Genomic DNA, 18,883 nt, shown 5'->3' with positions numbered 1-18,883 from the left:
GGTCAGGCTGAACCATACGATGGCGGCGAGGTTGGCGACGCCGAGCCGGGCGAAGGGCAGCACACAGACCGCCGTCACCAGACCGACGACGACCCCGCGGGTGGCGGCGCCGAGCGCGAAGCCGATGGTCAGCTCCAGCGGGCTGAGCGGCGGGGTCAGGAAGTCGGTCGAGGTGCCCATGATCTTGGCCTGGATCAGGCTGGACGAGGCGTTGGCGAAGGCGTTGTTCAGCACTGCCATCATGATCAGGCCGGGGGCGACGAACTCGGCGAAGGGCGTGCCGTGCAACGGCGGCCGGGCGCCCTTCAGCGCCACGACGAAGACCAGCATGTAGAGCAGGGTCGTCACCACCGGGGCGGCGACGGTCTGGGCCCCGACCTTCCAGAAGCGCCGGACCTCCCGCAGGTAGAGGGTCTTCACCCCGATCCAGTTGACCCCGTCATAGCGGCGCGGCTGGGGGAGGCCGGAAGGGCGGGTCGAGGCGAGATCGGTCATGGGGGCGGAGATGCGCTGGCGGGGGCGGGTCCGCAAGGGGCAGCAGGCAGCAGGCAGCAGGCAGGGACCGCGATCCGGGGACGGGGTCGAACACGCTCAGCCTGCTGCCTGTTGCCTGCTCACTGCTGCCTCCCCGTTAACCATCCCTACATCTGGTTTCTGTGGACGGACTGATTCGCACATATTGCGTCTGTTAGGGTCTGGTTTACGATTAGTGGTAGGTCGAGGCCCCGGGAGGGCAGCCACGACCCCATATATTGAATCCGAGACCCCGGAGGGTGGCTATGACCGCAGGCTGGACTGAAGACCGCGTCGGCGCGCTTAAGAAGCTCTGGCTGGAAGGCCAGTCGGCGAGCCAGATCGCCAAACAGCTGGGCGGGGGCGTCACCCGCAACGCCGTCATCGGCAAGGTGCACCGTCTGGGCCTGTCGGGCCGCGCCGCGCCGTCGCAGCCGGCCCGGGCCACCTTCCGCCCGTCGCGTCCGCGCCCGGCGGCCCAGCCGACCCAGGCGCCGTCGGCCCCGCGCCGCATCGAGGCGGTCCAGCCGCGCCCGGTCCAGGCGCCGGTCCCCGCGCCCATGCCCGATCTGCCGGGCACGGCCACGGTGATGACCCTCGGCGCCCATATGTGCAAATGGCCGATCGGCGACCCGTCCTCGAACGAGTTCAGCTTCTGCGGCCGCCGTTCGTCGGAAGGGGTCTATTGCGTCGAGCACGCCCGGGTCGCCTACCAGCCCCAGGTCCGCAAGGGCGGCAAGGACGGCGCCTCGGAGCTGGCCCGCTCGCTGCGCCGGTACATCTAGGGAGAAGGGCGCTGCCGCCGCCGACGCGGTCGGCGGCGGCCTGAGCGCGATATTCGGGTGCGCGGATACAGTTTCGCGCACCCGTCCTAATTCGGTCTCGCGACCGACACGAATGGCCCCTAGAGGGGCCGCCGTCCGCCTCCCGCCGCACCCGCACGCGGCGAGAGACTGGGGCGGGGCTGCGGTTATCCGGGTTGACGCAGCCCCTCACCCCCGCCCTTCGGCGGGGTTTTTTATTGGGCCTGGCGCCCTTATGGCTACTTGAGGCCGCGCCAGGCCGGTCCCTTGAGGCAGCCGGCGAGCTAGTTCAACACCCGCCGCTCGCCCGGGACGTCGAGGCTGAAGGCGGGGATGGCCGCCTCGAACGATCGCCCGCTCGCATCCGTCATATAGTAGCCGCCGACCATGGAGCCGGTCGGCGTCCCGAGCGGGCAGCCGGAGGCGTAGGTGTAGCTGTCGCCCGGCTTGATCACCGGCTGTTCGCCGACCACGCCGGCGCCGCGCACCTCCTCGACCCGGCCTTGGCCGTCGGTGATGACCCAGCGCCGGGCCATCAGCTGGATCGCCTCCGTCCCGAGATTGACGATTTCGACCTGGTAGGCCCAGACCCAGCGCCCGCCGTCGGGATCGGACTGGCCGGCCAGATAGCTGGGGCGGACGCGAACGAGCACCCCTTCGGTCTCGGCTTCGTAGGCGGGCGTGTCGTGCATCGGGCCATGGTCGCGCAAGCGGGCCGCACGTCAAGCGTGAGCGTCCGCGGCGCGAGGCGAGGCGCGGAACACTTTGGGGGAGACACGACGCGAAATCGTGTAATCGGAGGCCATGCAGAGCTTTTCGACCTCCCTTCCCGGCATCCTGCCGTCGCAGTCCATCGAGGCCCTGATCGCCGGCGGGGCGATCACCTCGGAGACGCCGTTCGATGCGGACCAGGTGCAGCCGGCCAGTCTCGACCTGCGGCTTTCGGATCAGGCCTGGCGGGTGCGGGCCTCGTTCCTGCCCGGACAGCGCGAGGTCGAGGACCGCATCGCCGACGTGGCCATGCACACGATCGACCTGTCGGCCGGCTATGTGATGGAGAAGGGCTGCGTCTACATCGCCCGGCTACAGGAGCGGCTGACCCTGCCGAAGGGGCTGATCGCCCGCGCCAACCCGAAGAGCTCGACCGGCCGCGTGGACGTGTTCGTCCGCCTGCTGACCGATCGCGGGGCCAGCTTCGACGATGTCGACGAGGGCTATGACGGGCCGCTGTATCTGGAGATCGCGCCGCAGACCTTCTCGATCCTGGTGCGGCCGGGGACGCGGCTGAACCAGCTGCGGCTCAAGGCCGGCGAGCCGCCGAAGCTGGAGACCCGCAGCGTGGGCGTCGATCTGGAGGGCGCCGACGGGACCATCGTCGGCTTCCGCGGACGGCGGCACGCCGGGGTGGTCGATCTGGACCGGATCGACGGGCACGATCCGCGCGACTTCTGGGAGCCGCTGAGCGTCCGGCGCGGCGAGCTGCTGCTGGATCCGGGGGAATTCTACATCCTTGCCTCGCGCGAGGCGGTGGAGATCCCGGTCATGCAGGCGGCCGAGATGACCCCGATCGATCCGTCGGTGGGGGAGTTCCGGGTCCATTACGCGGGCTTCTTCGATCCCGGCTTCGGCACGGACGAGGCGCACGGAGCGGGTTCGAAAGGGGTGCTGGAGGTGCGCACCCACGACACGCCCTTCCTGCTGGAGCACGGCCAGATCGTCGCCCGGCTGGTCTATGAGCCGCTGACCGAGCGGCCGTCGCGCCTCTATGGCGAGGGCGGCAGCCACTACCAGAGCCAGGGCCTGAAGCTGTCCAAGCATTTCCGCGCCTGGAGCTGAGGCGGAACCGCCACATCTCCGGAGGCGTTCGGCGGTCAGGAAAAAGTCAGTTGGCGTTCCGGCTCTGATCGTGCAGGCTCGGGGACGTTAACGGACTGAGGGGACCGTTGATGCGTCCTATGGCGTTCAGTGCGGGAGTTGTGGCGTTGGCGGCCTGCGCGGCCCCGGCCTTCGGCATGGAATTCCGCCCCACGCAGGACGCCATAGCCGATCCGTGGCGGGTTGAGCGCGAACGCCCCACCACCGTTTCCGACCTTCTGACCCGGCTCGACCGCGACGCGCGATTCGACGCCGCCGGGCGGACCTTCGCCGACGCGGACGCCTGGGCCGGCTACGATCCGGCCCGGAACGTCTCGTCCACCTGGGCCGCCTCCAACCGCGACATCTGGTACGAGGGCGAAGCCTACAGCGACCGCCTGCGACTGCGCACGGAGGGCCGGGTGCGACGCGCCGACGGCTCGCCGCTTCCGCCCGGGCCGCTGGACCCGGCCGCCTACGACGCCGAACACTACGACCTGACCTACACCCGCGGCTGGACCGAGAGCCTGGGCCAGACCGAGAACGGCCTCGACGTCACCCTGACGCCCCATCTGGGCGTGGGGGTCGGCAGCCGCGGCCAGGTGACCGAGGCGGGCGCCACCCTGAGGATCGGCCGCGATCTCGACCGGCTGGTGCCCGAGGGCGAGGAGGCGTTCGGGGAGCGCGCCCGCTGGTATGTCTACGCCGCCGGCTCGGGCCGGGCGGTCGGCTACAACTGGGCCCGCAACCGGGACGGGGACTACGCCCGGTCGGGGGTCAGCCATGACTCCGGAGCCTTCCTCGGCGACGCCTCGCTGGGCGTGGCCCTGCGCCGCGGCCCGGTGCACAGCTCGATCGGCCTCGTCTATCGCGAGATCGAGGCCGAGGGCCTGCGCTCGGGCAACGGCGTCGACACCGACGTGTCCGAGGGGCTGATCGCCTTCCAGCTGTCGATCAAGCCGGAGTAGGCAACAGGCGTCGGGCGGCAGGGCGATCCGCGCCCCCCCTGCCTGATCACTCCACCCGCGCCACGCCTTCCCGACGGTCGTCGGCGGCGCCGTCCCAGCGCCAGACGCCGTCGGCGCCCCGTCGCCAGATCGCGCCGTGCAGACCGGAATTCTCGCTGGCGTTGGGCCGCAGGTGAATGCCCCGCGCGGCCAGCGCCGCCTGCAGACCGGTTGGGAAGCGGTCGGTGTCGGCCCCGAAGCCGTCGCCCTTGGCCACCAGGTTCGGCAGGGCGAAGGCGTCCTCCATCGACAGGCCCCAGTCGAGCACCGCGATCAGGCCCTTGGCGTTGTAGGCGAGGATCGCCGAGCCGCCCGGGGAGCCGAGGGCGCCGACGAACCGGCCGTCCCGGTCGAGGATGATGATCGGCGACATCGACGAGCGTGGCCGCTTGCCCGGAGCGACGGCGTTGGCGGCGGGCTGGCCGTCGGCCCGCAGCGGCTCGAACGAGAAGTCGGTCAGCTGGTTGTTGAGGAAGAAGCCCGCGGCCATCCGGCCCGAGCCGAACACGCTCTCGACCGTCGTGGTCATGCTGACCGCATTGCCGGCGGCGTCGACGATGACGAAATGGGAGGTGCCGGCGGGCTCCAGCGTCGCGTCGGAACCCGGGAAGGCGCCGCCGGGCGGAAAACCGGGCTCGGCCGCCCCGACCAGGGTCGGCGCCTGGGCGGCGCGCGCCGCCACGTAATTCGGGTCCAGCAGTCCCTGCACCGGCACGCCGATGAAGGCCGGGTCGGCGACGTAGCGGTCGCGGTCGGCGTACATCAGCCGCTGCAGCTGGGCGAAGGCGGTCCAGGCGTCGGCGCTGTCCGGCCCCCCAAGGATGTCGGGCGTCAGCTCGGCCATGGCCAGGAACTGCAGCACGGCGACGCCGCTCGACGGGGGCGGCGGCACGCAGACGACGTAGATCCGGTAGGGGCGGCACAGGGCGCCACGCTCGAGCGGCTCGTAGCCGGCGAGGTCGGCCAGGGTCAGCGATCCGGGACGGGGCCCTTCCCCGACCGTCGAGACGATCTCGCGCGCGATCCGGCCGCGGTAGAAGGCTTCCGCGCCGCCCGTCGCGATGCCCCCCACGGTTTCCGCATAGGCCGGGTTGCGCAGGACATCGCCGGCGACGTAGCGGCTTCCGTCGGCCTTGGTGAAATAGCCATCGGCCCAGCGGGTCCGCGCCTGCCCGCGTGTGGCGGCGATGAAGCCGGCCAGTCGGGGGCTGACGGCGAAACCGTCGCGGGCGAGGCGTTCCGCGTCCTCGAACAGGCTGTTCCACGGCAGATCCCCGTGTTCGGCCTGGGCCATGGCCAGCAGGGCCACCGCGCCCGGCGTGCCGATCGAGCGGCCGCTCAGCACCGCCTCGCCGAACGACAGCGGACGGCCGTTTTCATGGAACAGCTCCGGCGTCGCCGCGGCCGGGGCGGTCTCGCGCCCGTCGGAGCTGGTCACCTCTCCGGTGGCGGCGTCGGAGTGCATCATGAAGGCGCCGCCGCCGAGGCCGGAGGACTGCGGCTCGACGAGGCCGAGCACCGCCTGCACCGCGACCGCGGCGTCGACCGCCGAACCACCCCGGCGCAGCACCTTCAGCCCCGCCTCGACGGCGTGGGGAGTGGCCGCCGCCACGAACGGGCCTCGCGCCGGCGGGGGAAGTTCGGCGGCGACCGGAGCGACCGCCGCGGGTCCGGCGGACGGCGCCGCGCAGCCGGCCAGCGCCAGCGCCGCCGCCACGGTCAGGGCGATCCACGGGCGGAGCGGCGGGGCGGCGAACGTCATCGGCGTCTCATGTACAGCGGCTGAGCCTTCAAGCTGGGAGCGGGAAGGCCCCGGCGAAAGAGACCATCGCCGCCCGCTGGTCAATCCGGCGCGGTCGCGGCAAGGTCGGGGACACGCCCGACGGAGTCCTCGCATGCGTTCCATGGTTCTCGCCGCCGCCCTCCTCTTCGCCGCCGGGCCCGCGCCCGCGCAGACCGCGCCGGCCGCGCCGCCGGCCGCCGCCCCCCAACCCGCCGCCGAAGCCCGGCCCGGCGACGTCGCTTCCGTCGACGCCATTGTCGCCGCCCTGTACGACGTGATCTCCGGCGAGGCGGGCGAGGCGCGCGACTGGGCCCGGTTCCATGGCCTGTTCCTGCCGGGCGCGATCATGGGCGGAGCCGGCCGCGGCCCCGACGGGACCGCTCGCATGCGGGTCAGCTCGCCGGCCGACTACGTCACGCGCAATACGCCGCACTTCCAGGCCAACGCCTTCTACGAACGCGAGATCGGACGTCGCGTCACCCGTTTCGGTCCGCTGATCCAGGTGCTGTCCGCCTATGAGATCCGCACGGCGCGCGATGCGGCCGAACCCGTTCAGCGTGGCGTCAACGCCATCACCCTGTTCGACGACGGCCAGCGGCTGTGGGTCACCTCGGTCACCTGGGCGGGAGAGACGGCGGAAACGCCCATTCCGGCGGACCTGCTCGCCGGGTCCTGAAATCGTCGCACGAAAGCCGCCGAGCGGTCTTGCCCCCCGCTTCCCCGTCCGCTAAAGACCCGCCCTCGCCGTTCGCGGCCAAGCGCGCCCGTAGCTCAGCTGGATAGAGCATCAGACTACGAATCTGAGGGTCGGACGTTCGAATCGTTCCGGGCGCGCCATTTTCTTCCGACAGCCTGGATGTCCTGCATCAGTCCGCCGGCGGCGTGCGCACGCTGCGGCGGGTGTCCATGCCGAGCGCGCGGGCGCGCGCCAGCAGGCGGGTCCGTTCGGCCTGGCCGAGGTCCTGGTCGCGGTGCCAGATCCACCAGTCCGACTTGTTGGGCAGGGCCAGGATGGCCCAGCGGTAGTCCGGATCATGATCCCAGACCCAGTAGTTCTGTCCCGCCAGACCACCGAATCCGAGCAGGCCGTTCAGGGTGAAACGGAGCTTCGCGTTGGTCACGTCGGTGGGCTGGGCGTTGGCGCGCAGGGTCTCCACCGGCCCGCCGCGGGTGCGGGTGCAGGTGACCAGCACGCTGTAACGGCGGGCCTGCGGCCGGGCCGTGAAATCGATCCGGGCGCGCCAGCACGTCTTCTGCACATCGTTGGGACTGCGCTCGACCTCGAACCAGCGGCCGTCGAACCGGTCGAGATCGAGCGATCCGACCTGGGCGCGCGCCGAAGCCGGCGCGAGCACGACGGCGGCGGCCACGGCCGCGGCGGCGGCGGGGATGGACCGGATCATCGGCGTCTCCTCTCTCCTGGATGGCAGGAGTTACGCTGGATGCGCGCCGCCGGATGCCCGGGCGGCTTCAGGACGGCCGGGCGAGCGTGAGCTGGATCACATCCGTGCGGCCCGACTGAAACCCGGCCTCGCAGTAGGCGAGGTAAAACAGCCAGAGCCGGCGGAAGCGTTCGTCGAAGCGCGGCGAGGCGCGCCGGATGCCCGACCAGGCCGCCTCGAACCGCCGCGCCCAGCAGGCCAGGGTGCGGCTGTAGTCACGGCCGAACCGTTCGACGTCGCGCCACGCCAGGCCGGCGGCCGAGACGACCGGCGCCAGCTGCTGCTCCGACGGGAGAGAGCCCCCGGGGAAGACGTATTTCTGGATGAAGTCGGTCCGCGCCTCGTAATCGTCGAACAGGTCAGGGCGGATGGTGATGACCTGCAGGCCGGCGAGGCCGCCGGGTTTCAGAACCGAACTGACCTTGCCGAAATAGGTCGGCCAGTACTCGCGGCCGACCGCCTCGAACATCTCGATGGAAGCCACCCGGTCGAACCGGCCCTCGACGTCTCGGTAATCGATCAACCTGACGGTCGCCCTGTCGGCCAGGCCCGCCTCGAACAGACGACGGCGGGCGAAGTCGTACTGCTCGCGCGAGATGGTGATCCCGGTCACGGTCGCCCCGACCTCGCGGGCGGCGAACTCGGCGAAACCGCCCCAGCCGCAGCCGATCTCGAGCACGCTGTGGCCGCTCCTCAGGTCCATCTGTCGGGCGAGAGCGGCGTATTTGGCCCGCTGCGCCTCGGCCAGGGGCTGGCCCGGTTGATCGAACCGGGCGGAAGAATAGGTCATCGTCTCGTCCAGCCACGACGCATAGAAGGCGTTGCCCAGATCGTAGTGAGCGTGGATGTTGCGTCGCGCGCCCCGGCGGCTGTTGCGGTTCATCCGATGGCCAAGCCAGTTGACGGCGTTGACCAGCGGGTTGCCGTCGAACAGGCGGCGGATGTGGTCGTAGTTGTGGGCCAGGGTCTCCAGCAGGATGGCGAGCCGGGGGGAGTCCCATTCGCCGGCCATGTACCCTTCGGCGAAACCGATATCGCCGCCCCTGAGCACGCGCGAGGCGAAGCGGTAGCTGCGAATGTCGAGCACCGCAGAGTGCCCGGGCCGGCTTCCGACCAGATCGCGGCGGGAGCCGTCGGGGAGCACCAGCGTCAGCCGCCCCCAGGCCCAGTTGGCCGACAGCAGGCGCAGGAACAGGCGAAAGACAGGGGACGGTTGTTCATCGGCCAAGACGGCTCTCCCGGGCGTGGCGCTGCAGGGTGACCGGCTCGCGCGCCGGCGCGGGCGCGGGCTGGAGACGGACGCCCTTCAGCCAGAGCTTCAGCGCTTCCCAATGGATCGCGGCGACCACCTTGAGGGTGAGGAAGGGGATGGCGGCGACGGCGGACAACAGCGCGCCGTCGGTGAGCGGCCGGCGCCGGGCCGACAGGGCGGCGGTGATCAGCAGGCCCTGGACATCCAGTCCGTCGATCCTCAGGTCCAGGTGCTCGCCGGGGGCGTGGCCGCGGAATTCGTAGTCCATCTCCATGCCCATGAAGGGCGAGACATGCAGGGCCTTGGCCGCGCGTTGCCGGATCAGACCGGCCGCCTGATCCTCCGCCGGCACGGGGATCAGATAGGCGTGGCGCACGCCGAAGGTGCTGGTCACCTCGTAGACCATGGCGGCCAGCCGGCCGTCGGCGTGGTGGCAGTAGAACAGACTGATGGGGTTGAAGACGTAGCCCAGCACCCGCGGCATGGTGAGCAGACGGATCGGCCCGCCGCCGATGTCGACCCCGGCGCCGGCCAGCAGGGCCTCAAGGCGGGGCCTCAACGCCGCGCCGGAGCCGTCGCCATGATCGCGGTCATGGATGGACAGCAGGTTGAAACGGTTGCGCGAGAACAGCCGCAGCCGCCGGTCGAGCTCGTCGATCTCCGCCAGGTCCAGCAGCAGCCAGAAGACGCGATAGGACAGGGCGTGGATCGCGGGCCGAAGGCGGCGATGCATGACCCGTCCGCGATAGAGGGCCGAGATCATGCCGCGTCCTCAAGGTCGGCCGGGGGCCGGGGCGTCAGGTGGATGCGGCCGCTTTCGTCGGCGACGGTCCACGGACGGCGCACGCCGCCCAGCTGTTCGGCGACGGCGAGGCCGGACTGCAGCCCGTCCTCATGGAAGCCCGCGCCGAAATGGGCCCCGCAGAACCAGACGCCGCCCTGCCCCTGCAGGCTCCACAGCGCCTTCTGGGCGCGCACGGCGGCCGGATCGAAGATCGGATGCTCGAAGATTTCGGTGCGCAGCAGGGTCTCCGGCCGCGGCGGACGCGGCGGGTTGAGGGTGACGAACAGATCGCGGCCCGGCAGTCCCTGCAGCTGGTTCATCCAGTAGCTGACGCACAGCCCGCCATCGACGCCGATGTAGTTCCAGGCAGCCCAGGCGCGGCGCCGGCGCGGCATCAGACTCCTGTCCGAGTGCAGGACCGTCAGGTTGCGGCTGTAACGAAACGCCCCCAGCACGGCGCGCTCTTGCACCGTGGGCTCATCCAGAAGCGCCAGGGCCTGGTCCGCATGCGTGCCGATGACGACGTGGTCGAACCGCGCCGCCGCGCCGTGGACGTCCCTCACCTCGACCCCCTGCTCGAGCCGACGGACATGGGACGCCTGCCGTCCCAGCCGGACGCCGTCGCCGAGGCTGCGGGCCATGGCCGAGACGTACACCCGGCTGCCGCCGGACACGGTTCGCCAGACAGGCCGCCCGACCAGCTTGAGCAGGCCGTGATTGTGGCAGAAGCGCAGGAAGGACTCGGCCGGATAGTCCATCAGGGTGTGGGCCGGCGAGGACCAGATCGCGGCGGCCATCGGCAGCAGATGATCATCGCGGAAGGCCTCGCTGAAGCCTTCCCGCTTCAGATAGTCACCCAGCGTCAGGTCCGACCCGTTCAGCGCGGCCAGCTGGACGGGCGCGTCGCGATAGAAGCGGAGAACTTCGCGGAGCATGGTCCAGAAGCGCGGCCGGAAGGCGTTGCGCCGTTGCGCGAACAGCGCCGGGGCGGCGTATTCGAACCGGCCCTGATCCAGCGATACGGCGAAGGACATGTCCGTGGCGCGGCTCGGGACGCCGAGATGATCGAACAGGGCCACGAGGTTGGGATAGGTGACGTCGTTGAAGACGATGAACCCCATGTCGACGGGGACCGGGGCCTCGCCCTCGCCCCCGACCTCGACGGTATGCGAATGTCCCCCGAGCCGGTCCTCGCGCTCGTAGACCGTGACGTCGTGCCGGCGGGACAGGAGCCAGGCGCAGGACAGGGCCGAAATGCCGGAGCCGATCACGGCGATGCGCAGCCGCCGCCCGGCGTTCAGGTGTGGGACGTCGAGGGACATGCAGACTCCGCCGGGAAAATCCGCTTCGATACGCTGAGGCTTTGCAGCCGGATGCCGTGATCCGGTCCGGCGGCGCCGGCGTATGAGGAGCCATGCATGGACACACGGCCGAACTGCAGGCGGATCGGACACCGGTGAGAGAGCGGACGGACGAGTATGCCCGGTGGATCCAGGCCGTCGCCGTCAGCCGTGACCGCGAGGCCTTCTCACGCCTGTTCGAGTATTTCGCACCACGCCTGAAGGCCTATCTGATGCGGGCCGGCGCGCCGGCCGGGGCGGCGGAGGATTTCGCCCAGGACGCCATGCTGACGGTGTGGCGCAAGGCCGACCTGTTCGATCCGTCCCGCGCCGGCGCGGCGACCTGGATCTTCACCATCGCCCGCAACCGCCGGCTGGACGTGCTGCGGCGCGAGGGGCGGGCCGCCGTGCTGCCGGACCTGGGTCTGGCGCCGGAAGAACCGGAACGGCCCGACGATCTGCTGTCCGGCGCCCAGGAGGCGGCCAATCTGAGGGAGGCGATGCGCCAACTGTCCGCTGACCAGATCGAGGTGCTGCGGCTCGCCTTCTTCAAGGGGGACGCCCACTCCGAAATCGCCCGCGCGCTCGACTTGCCGCTGGGAACCGTGAAGTCTCGCATCCGGAAGGCCATGATCAAACTTCGCCTCGTGCTCGAACCTCTGAGGGAACGGGAATGAACGCCGCACGCCATACGGTGTCGGATGAGCGGCTGCTGGCCTACGCCGCCGGCGCCCTGAGCCCGCCGGAAGCGGTCGTCGTGGCCGCTCACCTGTCGTTCCGCCCGCGAACCGCGGCCTTCGCGCGCCGGCTGCAGGCGGTCGGCGGCCATATGTTGCGGGAGATCGAGCCCGAACCGATGGGCCATGACGCCCTCGCCCGGGTCCTCGCCCGAACCGAAGTCGACGCCGGCGCGACGGAGACGCCGCCGCCGCTCAACGATATGCCGCAACTGCCGGAGCCGCTGCGCCGGCTTCCGCTCGGCCCGTGGCGCTGGATGGGGCCGGGCGTGCGGGTGCGAGACGTGCAGGGGCCCCGCGACGGGGACTGCCGCGTCATCCTGCTGGAAATCCAGCCGGGCTGCACCACGCCCCGGCACACCCATGGCGGGGTGGAGCTGACCTGTGTGCTCACCGGCGCCTACGCCACCGAAACAGACCGGTTCGACGTCGGCGATCTGGAGGAGGCCGATCACCAGACGCTTCATCAGCCGCGCGTCGTTTCCGACGAGCCCTGCCTGTGCGTGGCCGCCCTGGACGGACAGATCCAGCTCGACGGCTGGCTGGGCAGGCTGCTGCAGCCGTTCGTCCGGCTGTAGTCCGGCGGCATCCGGGAGGCTGCGCCGTTCGTAGGTTCGGTGAACCCCGGGAGGCTCAATGCCTGTCATCCTCGTCTGCGCCGCCGCCGCGGCCATCGCCCTGTCGGCCGCCTGGCTGATCGTGCGCCGGACCGGCGACGGCGGCTGGACGGACGTCGTCTGGACCCTGTCCGTCGGCGCTATCGGCGCCGGAGCCGCCCTGTGGCCGGAGCCTGGCGCCGCTCCGGCGCGGCAGGCGCTGGTCGCGATTCTGATCGCCGTCTGGGCCCTGCGGCTGGGCGGCTACCTGGCCGTGCGGACGGCGCGGGCCGCGGCCCCGGATCCCCGCTACGAGGAATTCAGAAAGGCCTGGGGCGGCTGGGGTCTCAAGGCGTGGGGCTTCCTGATGGTCCAGGCGGCCACAGTTCTGGTGCTGGTGGTCTCTGTGCGCGCCGCGGCCGTGCGGCCGGAGGCGGAGCTCGGCTGGCGGGACGGCCTCGCGGTGCTGATCGTCGTCGCGGCGGTGGCGGGTGAGGCGCTCGCCGACCGGCAGATGGCCGCCTTCCGGCGCGATCCGTCCAATCGGGGCAAGGTGGCCGACACCAGCCTGTGGGCCTGGTCGCGGCACCCCAACTACTTCTTCGAGTGGCTGGTCTGGCTGGCCTGGCCGGTCATGGCGCTGGAGCCCGGCGACGCCTCGAGCTGGCTGACGCTGCCGGCGGCGGTGCTGATGTGGTGGCTGTTGAACCACGTCAGCGGCGTGCCGATGCTGGAGGCCCAGATGCTGAAGTCCCGCCCCGGCGCTTATCGCGACTACCAGTCGCGCGTGTCGCGTTTCCTGCCCCGTCCCCCGAAACCCCGCTGAAGGCCGCCATGCCCCTCGCCAGCCTGCTTCGTTCCGTCCAGGACGCGCCCGCGCCGGACTTCATCACCCGGCCCGCCATCGCCGCCATGGTCGCCGCCGCCCGCCGCCGCCTGCCGGTCGAGGCCGGCGCGGAGTCCCGGTTCGCCGCCGAGATGTCCCGCCGGGTCATCGCCGAACACGCCGAGGCCGCCAACGCCCAGCACTACGAGTTGCCGCCCGAGTTTTTCCGGCTCTGCCTCGGCCCCCGGCTGAAGTACTCGTGCTGCCTCTATCGGACCGGGACGGAGACCCTGGCCGAGGCCGAGGAAGCGGCGCTGGCCGAGACCTGCGTGCATGCAGACCTCGCCGACGGACAGCGCATCCTCGAGCTCGGCTGCGGCTGGGGCTCCCTTTCGCTGTGGATGGCCGAGCGCTATCCGCGGTCGACCATCGTGGCCGTGTCCAACTCAACGGCCCAGCGTGAGTACATCGAAGGGCGGGCGCGCGAGCAGGGCCTGACGAACCTGACGGTGCTGACGCGGGACATGAACGTGTTCGAGACGGACGAGCGCTTCGATCGCATCGTGTCGGTCGAGATGTTCGAGCATATGGCCAACTGGCGCGCGCTGCTGACCCGCGCCCGGACATGGCTGGCCGCGGACGGGCGCATGTTCATCCACGTCTTCTCCCACCGCACCACGCCCTACCGCTTCGACGCCTCCGACCGCTCGGATTTCATCGCCCAGCATTTCTTCACCGGCGGGATCATGCCGAGCCACGGCCTGATGCGGCAGTACGCGGACCTGTTCGAGGTCGAGGCCGAATGGCGCTGGAGCGGCGCCCACTACGAGAAGACGGCGCGCGACTGGCTGGGCCGGATGGACGGCCGGGCCGAGGCGGTCGACCGGGTCATGCGCGACGCCTATGGGGACCAGGGCCGCCTGTGGACGCGGCGCTGGCGCCGCTTCTTCCTCGCCACCGCCGGCCTGTTCGGCGACAGCGGCGGCGCCGAATGGGGCGTCAGCCACTACCGCCTGCGCGCGGCCTGAAGGAGCCAACCCCTCATGCGATATCTCCTCGCCTACCTCGGATCCGGCGTCGTCATGGCGGTGCTCGACGCGATCTGGCTGACCACGGTCGGCCCGCGCCTGTACCGTCCGGCGATCGGCGAGCTTCTCGCGCCGGAGCCCAACCTGCGCATCGCCGTGGTGTTCTACCTGATCTACGTCGCGGGCATCGTCTTCCTGGCGGTGACGCCGGCGCTGCGGGACGGCTCGGCCCTCCGGGCCGTGACGACCGGCGCGATCCTCGGTCTGGTCGCCTACGCCACCTATGACCTGACCAACCAGGCGACCCTGCGGGTCTGGCCGGCCCACATCACCCTGATCGACCTCGCCTGGGGAACCTTCGTCACGGGCGCCGCGGCCCTGGGAGGATACTGGCTGGCGAACCGCGGCTGACCGGCGTCCAGAGCGCGGATGGGCGACTTAAACTTTGCTTTATGGCGCGGCGGTAGGGTCGCCCCATGAGTTCGGACCTGGAGCTGTTCGCCCGCGCTTCGGATCGCCTGCGGCGGCCGGTGTGGCTCTATGATCCGCACACCTCGCGCGGGATTTACGCCAATCCGCCTGCGCTCGAGCTGTGGGGCGCCGAGACCCTGCAGGAACTGCTCGCGCGCGACTTCTCTGTCCTGTCTCCGGCCGTAAAGGTCCGCACCGACAGGCTGGTCGAGCTCACCGCTAACGGGGCGGAGGTCAGCGAGCGCTGGACCTTCTATCCCAAGGGCCAGCCGTTCACGGTCGAGGCCACGATCTCCGCGTTCCGTACGGGCGAAGGTCCCGACATCCTGCTGTTCGAGGCGTCTCCGACCGAGGTCGGCGCCGGCGAGCGCCGGGCGGTGGAGGCGCTGAGGCACACCTCGGCCGCGATCACGCTGTTCGGCCGCGACGGCGGGCGCCTGTTCGCCAACCCGGCGGCCTACAGCGCCTACGGCCCCGACGGCCGCGACTTCGCAGAGCATTTCGCCGATCCGGCGACCGGGCGGGCGATGTTCGACGCCGCAGCGGCGGGCGAGAGCGTCGCCGGCGTGCACGAGGTCGCCACCCGGGCGGGTCTGCGCTGGCACCACATGGACGCTCACCCGGTCTTCGACCCGGTCACAGGGGAAGCCGGGGTGCTGCTGAACGAGCAGGACGTCACGGCCCGGGTCGAAGCGGAGGCCTCCCGCGCCGCGGCCGAGCAGAAGGCGGCGATGTCGGAGGCGCGCCAGCAGTTCCTGACCGACATGTCCCATGAACTGCGGACGCCGCTCAACGCCGTCATCGGCTTCTCGGCCCTGCTGACGGAGGCGGGGCTGGGGGCCGGTCCGACGGATCAGGCGCGGCGCATCCATGAGGCGGGCCGGGGCCTGCTCGAGGTCGTGAACCGCATGATCGACCTGTCGGAAGCGGATTTCGATGTCGCCCCGCAGGCGACCGCGACGCAGACGGTGGACCCGGCGGCCGATGAAACGGCCGGGGGCGAAGAGGCTCTCGGCCTGCGCGTCCTCTACGTCGACGACAACGAGAGCAACCGGACGTTGGTTCGGGCCATGCTGGCGACGCAGGGCATCGCCTGCGAAACCGCCAACGACGGCTCCCAGGGACTGGAAGCGGCTGCGGGCGGCGACTGGGACGTAATCCTGATGGACATCCAGATGCCGGTCATGGACGGAGTCACGGCGGCGCGCAGGATACGCTCGCTGACCGGCGCCGCGGCGGTCACGCCGATCATCGCCCTGACCGCCAACACGCTGGACGAGCAGGTGCGGTCCTATACCGAAGCCGGGATGGACGACTGCATCGCCAAGCCGGTCAACATGGTCGAGCTGCTGACCAAGACCGCTCACTGGGGCGGCTGCGGCTGGAGACGCGCCTCGGAGGCCCGGTCCCTGGCGACAGCCGGATAACACCTTCCCCGCTTCGACCAGGAGCGATGCCTCGCCGTCAGGTTGCGGACGTAAACCTCTTGTTCGGGTCGAGAGGGCTAAAGCTGCGGGTTCCGCACGCGCCGGGAGGGACAATGCCGACCGACATCAGCCCGCCTCACATTCTCACGGGCCAGATCGTCCTGATCATCGAGGACGACCCGATCATGCTGCGCAATCTGGTGCAGTGGTTCCAGCAGGCGGGCTGCAAGGTGATGGCGGCCCACGACGGCGTCGAGGGCATGGCCCGCTTCGAGCAGATCCGGCCCAATGTGGTCATCACCGACATCCTGATGCCGAACCGGGAAGGGGTGGAAACCCTGATGGCGATGAAGGCGCGGGCGCCGGAGGTGAAGGTGCTGGCGATCTCGGGCGGAGGCCGGCTCGGCTCGCTGGATCTGTTGAACATGGCGCACAAACTCGGAGCCGACGCCGTGCTGGCCAAGCCGTTCCGCGCCACGGACGTGGTCAGCATTGTCGGCCGGCTGCTGCAGCCCGGCGACCAGACGACCTGACGACATGGCTGCTGATCCGCCAAGCCCGGAGCCCGACTCGCTGACGGCCAACGCGAGCGACAGCCTGATCGAGGCCAAGCGCCTCGTGCTGATGGGCCAGATCGGGGCCGATGTCGGACACGAGCTCAACAACCTGTTCGGCAAGATCATCGGCCTGGCGGAGATGACCCTCGATCAGGTGGCCGACCGCCCCGACGCCTGCGCCGAGCTGGAAACGCTGATCGGAGTCACCGAACAGGGCGCCCGCATCGTGGAACGGCTAGAGGCCTGTTGCGGCTGGACCGTCGCCGAGCCGCGCCAGTTCGATCTCGCCGCCGTGGCTGAGGCCGCCCGGGCGGCGGCCGAGGCGCGCCGCCCGGACCTGAGCTATCCCGCCGACCGGCCCGCGCCGCCGTGCAAGGTCGTCGCCGACGAGGCTCTGGTGCGCGTCGCCCTGGACGCGGTGCTGGAGAACGCGCCCCGATGGGGCGCCCGCCGTATCGAGGTCTCGTGCCGGTCCATCCCGCCCGGGGAGGACGGCCCGGGCGCGGAGGTGATCGTGCGCGACGACGGCGCCGGGATGACGCCGGAGGTTCTGGCGCGGGCGTTCGAACCCTTTTTCACCACCCGCCCGCCCGGCGAAGGCATGGGCGTGGGCCTGACCCTGGCGAAATACGCGGTCGCGGCCTGCCGGGGACGAATTGAGGCGGAATCTCCCGCCGGCGGCGGGACGGCGGTGCGGCTGTTCCTGCCCGCGGCGGAAGGCCGCCCGTCCGAGGTGAAGCGCTGATGCTCGCCGCCGTCTCGCCGTCCGTTTCCGACATGCTGCGCCACAGCGGCGCGGGCGAGGCCGCCCTGCGGGGGCAGGTGCAGCTTGTCAGCGTCGCCGCCATCCGCGACACCGTCGGGGAGCGCTGGCCGCGGCATCAGCCGCTGGTCGAGGACTTCGTCACCCGGGCGTTCGCGCGCAACGCCAGCGAGGACGACATGGTCGTCCGGGTCAACGACACCGACTTTCTCCTGATCCAGCCGAGCCGCAGTCCAATGGGGGCGCTGAGCCGATCCTCGGTCCTGCTGCGCGAGACGCTGACCTTCTTCCTCGGCGCCGCCGAGGCGGAGAACATCCGTATCTCGGTCGTCGACCGGATCGGCGACGAGGGACTGGAGGCGACCCGGGTCACCGGCGACCAGCTGGAGGCGGCCGCGCGGGAACGCACCGGCGACCTGGCCCGCAGCCGTGACGGATCGGCGCCGTGGGAGCGGTTCGGAGTCGCCCGGCCCGCGCGCAAGACGGTGGCGATCAAACGCCCCGGGCAGGCCGAGATCCAGGCGATCTTCTATCTGGATCCCGTGTGGCACGTGACACGGGAGGCGGTGGTCTCATTCGTCGTGCGCACGGTGGCGGTGCAGCGTATGGCCGACGGCGCGATCGAGCCGGTCGATCGCCGATGGCTCACAGCGGGTGCGGCGGCCGCGCTGACGATCGAGCGGTTGATGTTCGTCGAAGAGTTGCTCGGTGACCGCGACCGGCCGGAACCGGCGATCGTCGTGCACGTGCCGATCTCGCTGAACGCCCTGTCCTATTCGGGGGCGCGGACCGCGGTCCTCGGCGAGCTCCGCCGCCTCGTCGAGAGCGACCGGCGCGACCGTCTGATGATCGAGTTGATGCACGTCCCGGAGGGATTGCCCGAGAGCCGGCTGTCGGAGGCCGTCGCCCAGACGCGCCCCTATGCGCGCGGGGTGCTGGTGCGCGCCGAGACTCTGTCCACCGATGTGAGCAACTGGCTGCGCTCCGGCGCCGTGGGGGTCATCCACAACGCCGCCACCCCCGGTCAGCCGGAAAAGGCCACGCTCGCGGCCCTGCCTGGCGCGGTCGACCGCGCCCGGCAGGCGGGCCTCTCGCCGAGTCTGTATGGCGTCCAGTCCGGCAGCGTCGCGCTCGCGGCCTGGAGTGCGGGGGTCAGCCACATGTCGGGCGATCACATCACCGGCCGTCTCGGTCCCGACCCGGTCGCCCAGCGGTTCAGCGTCATGGACCTGTACCGGAAATAGGACGTCGCCCTAGCCCTCGGCGGTCTGGCCGCCGGGTTGCAGCAGGCGGCAGGCGACGGCGATGATCTGGGCCGAGCGGAACGGCTTGGGCAGCACCGCGTCGGCGCCGAGCCGCCCGGCGAGGCTGAGGACCTCTTCAGCGCCGAGCCGACCGCCGCCCGAGATGGCGAGGATCTTCACCTCCGGCGCGCGGGCCTTGATCGCCAGAATGGTCTCCACGCCTTCGCGGTTCGGCATCAGGATGTCGGTCACCACGAGGTCCGGCGAGCGCTCGGCGAACCGGTTCAGGCCTTCGTCGCCGTCACGCGCGCCGACGACGCGGCAGCCGGCCTGCTGGAAGGCATGGCCGAGGGCCCGAAGCATGACAGCGTCATCCTCGATCAGGAGGACGACCTTGCCGTCGAGGACCGGGTTCACGTCGGGCGGATTCGGTGTCGTCATGATCCCTCAGGTGAT

21 protein-coding genes and 1 tRNA gene are annotated in these 18,883 nt (G+C 70.9%); 14 read left to right on the top strand and 8 right to left on the bottom strand.

Annotated features, from left to right (window positions below):
- Positions 1–495 (bottom strand): ABC transporter permease (locus VGD32_RS08970; RefSeq protein WP_331031552.1); only part of this gene is annotated, 495 nt, incomplete at its 3' end.
- Between the two features lie 284 nt (positions 496–779).
- Between VGD32_RS08970 and VGD32_RS08965 the strand changes: the two genes are divergently transcribed.
- On the top strand, positions 780–1,298 hold the full coding sequence (locus tag VGD32_RS08965; RefSeq protein WP_331031551.1) for a GcrA family cell cycle regulator: 519 nt from the start codon (positions 780–782) through the stop codon (positions 1,296–1,298).
- A gap of 302 nt (positions 1,299–1,600) precedes the next feature.
- Here VGD32_RS08965 and apaG read toward each other — a convergent pair whose 3' ends face one another.
- Positions 1,601–2,008 (bottom strand): Co2+/Mg2+ efflux protein ApaG, encoded by a 408-nt coding sequence (gene apaG, locus VGD32_RS08960; protein ID WP_331031550.1) that lies wholly within the window; start codon positions 2,006–2,008, stop codon positions 1,601–1,603.
- Between the two features lie 112 nt (positions 2,009–2,120).
- Here apaG and VGD32_RS08955 point away from each other — a divergent pair, with 112 nt between their 5' ends.
- Positions 2,121–3,152, top strand: a complete 1,032-nt coding sequence (locus tag VGD32_RS08955; protein ID WP_331031549.1) for a 2'-deoxycytidine 5'-triphosphate deaminase — start codon at positions 2,121–2,123, stop codon at positions 3,150–3,152.
- A gap of 140 nt (positions 3,153–3,292) precedes the next feature.
- A complete protein-coding gene (locus VGD32_RS08950; protein ID WP_414644385.1) occupies positions 3,293–4,138 on the top strand; it encodes a lipid A-modifier LpxR family protein in 846 nt (281 codons plus the stop codon).
- 46 nt (positions 4,139–4,184) lie between these two features.
- Here the strand turns inward: VGD32_RS08950 and VGD32_RS08945 are convergent, their stop codons facing one another.
- Complete coding sequence (locus VGD32_RS08945; protein WP_331031547.1) at positions 4,185–5,939, bottom strand: gamma-glutamyltransferase family protein; 1,755 nt, start codon at positions 5,937–5,939, stop codon at positions 4,185–4,187.
- A 133-nt stretch (positions 5,940–6,072) separates the two neighbouring features.
- Between VGD32_RS08945 and VGD32_RS08940 the strand changes: the two genes are divergently transcribed.
- Positions 6,073–6,636: a hypothetical protein gene (locus tag VGD32_RS08940; RefSeq protein ID WP_331031546.1), complete on the top strand. Its 564-nt coding sequence runs from the start codon at positions 6,073–6,075 to the stop codon at positions 6,634–6,636.
- A gap of 84 nt (positions 6,637–6,720) precedes the next feature.
- Positions 6,721–6,797: transfer RNA gene (locus VGD32_RS08935), tRNA-Arg, on the top strand.
- Between the two features lie 29 nt (positions 6,798–6,826).
- Here the strand turns inward: VGD32_RS08935 and VGD32_RS08930 are convergent.
- From VGD32_RS08930 to VGD32_RS08915, 4 genes are all read right to left on the bottom strand, one after another.
- Entirely contained in the window at positions 6,827–7,363 is a 537-nt protein-coding gene (locus VGD32_RS08930; RefSeq protein WP_331031545.1) for a lipocalin family protein, read from the bottom strand.
- Between the two features lie 67 nt (positions 7,364–7,430).
- Positions 7,431–8,630, bottom strand: coding sequence for a cyclopropane-fatty-acyl-phospholipid synthase family protein (locus tag VGD32_RS08925; RefSeq protein WP_331031544.1), 1,200 nt, complete (start codon positions 8,628–8,630; stop codon positions 7,431–7,433).
- Positions 8,620–9,417, bottom strand: coding sequence for a DUF1365 domain-containing protein (locus VGD32_RS08920; RefSeq protein WP_331031543.1), 798 nt, complete (start codon positions 9,415–9,417; stop codon positions 8,620–8,622). The genes VGD32_RS08925 and VGD32_RS08920 overlap by 11 nt, the downstream gene beginning before the upstream one ends.
- Positions 9,414–10,760, bottom strand: a complete 1,347-nt coding sequence (locus VGD32_RS08915; RefSeq protein WP_331031542.1) for an NAD(P)/FAD-dependent oxidoreductase — start codon at positions 10,758–10,760, stop codon at positions 9,414–9,416. Before VGD32_RS08915 ends, VGD32_RS08920 begins: the two co-directional genes overlap by 4 nt.
- Positions 10,761–10,852: 92 nt before the next feature.
- On the opposite strand from VGD32_RS08915, the gene VGD32_RS08910 reads away from it, so the two are divergent.
- The 9 genes from VGD32_RS08910 (at position 10,853) to VGD32_RS08870 (ending at position 18,427) form a co-directional block, all read left to right on the top strand.
- Complete coding sequence (locus VGD32_RS08910) at positions 10,853–11,455, top strand: sigma-70 family RNA polymerase sigma factor (protein ID WP_331031541.1); 603 nt, start codon at positions 10,853–10,855, stop codon at positions 11,453–11,455.
- Positions 11,452–12,093: a ChrR family anti-sigma-E factor gene (locus VGD32_RS08905; RefSeq protein ID WP_331031540.1), complete on the top strand. Its 642-nt coding sequence runs from the start codon at positions 11,452–11,454 to the stop codon at positions 12,091–12,093. Before VGD32_RS08910 ends, VGD32_RS08905 begins: the two co-directional genes overlap by 4 nt.
- 58 nt (positions 12,094–12,151) lie before the next feature.
- Complete coding sequence (locus VGD32_RS08900; RefSeq protein WP_331031539.1) at positions 12,152–12,937, top strand: DUF1295 domain-containing protein; 786 nt, start codon at positions 12,152–12,154, stop codon at positions 12,935–12,937.
- 8 nt (positions 12,938–12,945) lie between these two features.
- The gene (locus VGD32_RS08895) at positions 12,946–13,965 is read left to right on the top strand and encodes a cyclopropane-fatty-acyl-phospholipid synthase family protein (RefSeq protein ID WP_331031538.1); all 1,020 of its coding nucleotides are present in this window, start codon (positions 12,946–12,948) and stop codon (positions 13,963–13,965) included.
- A 15-nt stretch (positions 13,966–13,980) separates the two neighbouring features.
- Positions 13,981–14,376: a DUF2177 family protein gene (locus VGD32_RS08890; RefSeq protein ID WP_331031537.1), complete on the top strand. Its 396-nt coding sequence runs from the start codon at positions 13,981–13,983 to the stop codon at positions 14,374–14,376.
- 65 nt (positions 14,377–14,441) lie between these two features.
- Complete coding sequence (locus VGD32_RS08885) at positions 14,442–15,863, top strand: response regulator (RefSeq protein WP_331031536.1); 1,422 nt, start codon at positions 14,442–14,444, stop codon at positions 15,861–15,863.
- Between the two features lie 113 nt (positions 15,864–15,976).
- A complete protein-coding gene (locus tag VGD32_RS08880) occupies positions 15,977–16,396 on the top strand; it encodes a response regulator (protein WP_331031535.1) in 420 nt (139 codons plus the stop codon).
- Between the two features lie 4 nt (positions 16,397–16,400).
- A complete protein-coding gene (locus tag VGD32_RS08875; RefSeq protein ID WP_331031534.1) occupies positions 16,401–17,165 on the top strand; it encodes a HAMP domain-containing sensor histidine kinase in 765 nt (254 codons plus the stop codon).
- On the top strand, positions 17,165–18,427 hold the full coding sequence (locus VGD32_RS08870) for a hypothetical protein (RefSeq protein WP_331031533.1): 1,263 nt from the start codon (positions 17,165–17,167) through the stop codon (positions 18,425–18,427). Before VGD32_RS08875 ends, VGD32_RS08870 begins: the two co-directional genes overlap by 1 nt.
- 9 nt (positions 18,428–18,436) lie before the next feature.
- Here VGD32_RS08870 and VGD32_RS08865 read toward each other — a convergent pair whose 3' ends face one another.
- Positions 18,437–18,868 (bottom strand): response regulator, encoded by a 432-nt coding sequence (locus VGD32_RS08865; RefSeq protein ID WP_331031532.1) that lies wholly within the window; start codon positions 18,866–18,868, stop codon positions 18,437–18,439.
- Positions 18,869–18,883: the final 15 nt, after the last annotated feature.

It is taken from the genome of Brevundimonas sp. (assembly GCF_036402095.1).
GTDB lineage: Bacteria > Pseudomonadota > Alphaproteobacteria > Caulobacterales > Caulobacteraceae > Brevundimonas.
The sequence above is the reverse complement of the archived record's forward strand: the minus strand, read 5'-3'. Positions and strand labels throughout refer to the sequence as shown.

Bases quoted from the DNA above. Each gene is read 5' to 3' on its own strand.
- VGD32_RS08965 (WP_331031551.1), top strand. From the start codon at position 780: ATGACCGCAGGCTGGACTGAAGACCGCGTCGGCGCGCTTAAGAAGCTC.
- apaG (WP_331031550.1), bottom strand. From the start codon at position 2,008: ATGCACGACACGCCCGCCTACGAAGCCGAGACCGAAGGGGTGCTCGTT.
- VGD32_RS08955 (WP_331031549.1), top strand. From the start codon at position 2,121: ATGCAGAGCTTTTCGACCTCCCTTCCCGGCATCCTGCCGTCGCAGTCC.
- VGD32_RS08945 (WP_331031547.1), bottom strand. From the start codon at position 5,939: ATGACGTTCGCCGCCCCGCCGCTCCGCCCGTGGATCGCCCTGACCGTG.
- VGD32_RS08940 (WP_331031546.1), top strand. From the start codon at position 6,073: ATGCGTTCCATGGTTCTCGCCGCCGCCCTCCTCTTCGCCGCCGGGCCC.
- VGD32_RS08930 (WP_331031545.1), bottom strand. From the start codon at position 7,363: ATGATCCGGTCCATCCCCGCCGCCGCCGCGGCCGTGGCCGCCGCCGTC.
- VGD32_RS08920 (WP_331031543.1), bottom strand. From the start codon at position 9,417: ATGATCTCGGCCCTCTATCGCGGACGGGTCATGCATCGCCGCCTTCGG.
- VGD32_RS08915 (WP_331031542.1), bottom strand. From the start codon at position 10,760: ATGTCCCTCGACGTCCCACACCTGAACGCCGGGCGGCGGCTGCGCATC.
- VGD32_RS08910 (WP_331031541.1), top strand. From the start codon at position 10,853: ATGCATGGACACACGGCCGAACTGCAGGCGGATCGGACACCGGTGAGA.
- VGD32_RS08905 (WP_331031540.1), top strand. From the start codon at position 11,452: ATGAACGCCGCACGCCATACGGTGTCGGATGAGCGGCTGCTGGCCTAC.
- VGD32_RS08900 (WP_331031539.1), top strand. From the start codon at position 12,152: ATGCCTGTCATCCTCGTCTGCGCCGCCGCCGCGGCCATCGCCCTGTCG.
- VGD32_RS08895 (WP_331031538.1), top strand. From the start codon at position 12,946: ATGCCCCTCGCCAGCCTGCTTCGTTCCGTCCAGGACGCGCCCGCGCCG.
- VGD32_RS08890 (WP_331031537.1), top strand. From the start codon at position 13,981: ATGCGATATCTCCTCGCCTACCTCGGATCCGGCGTCGTCATGGCGGTG.
- VGD32_RS08885 (WP_331031536.1), top strand. From the start codon at position 14,442: ATGAGTTCGGACCTGGAGCTGTTCGCCCGCGCTTCGGATCGCCTGCGG.
- VGD32_RS08880 (WP_331031535.1), top strand. From the start codon at position 15,977: ATGCCGACCGACATCAGCCCGCCTCACATTCTCACGGGCCAGATCGTC.
- VGD32_RS08875 (WP_331031534.1), top strand. From the start codon at position 16,401: ATGGCTGCTGATCCGCCAAGCCCGGAGCCCGACTCGCTGACGGCCAAC.
- VGD32_RS08870 (WP_331031533.1), top strand. From the start codon at position 17,165: ATGCTCGCCGCCGTCTCGCCGTCCGTTTCCGACATGCTGCGCCACAGC.
- VGD32_RS08865 (WP_331031532.1), bottom strand. From the start codon at position 18,868: ATGACGACACCGAATCCGCCCGACGTGAACCCGGTCCTCGACGGCAAG.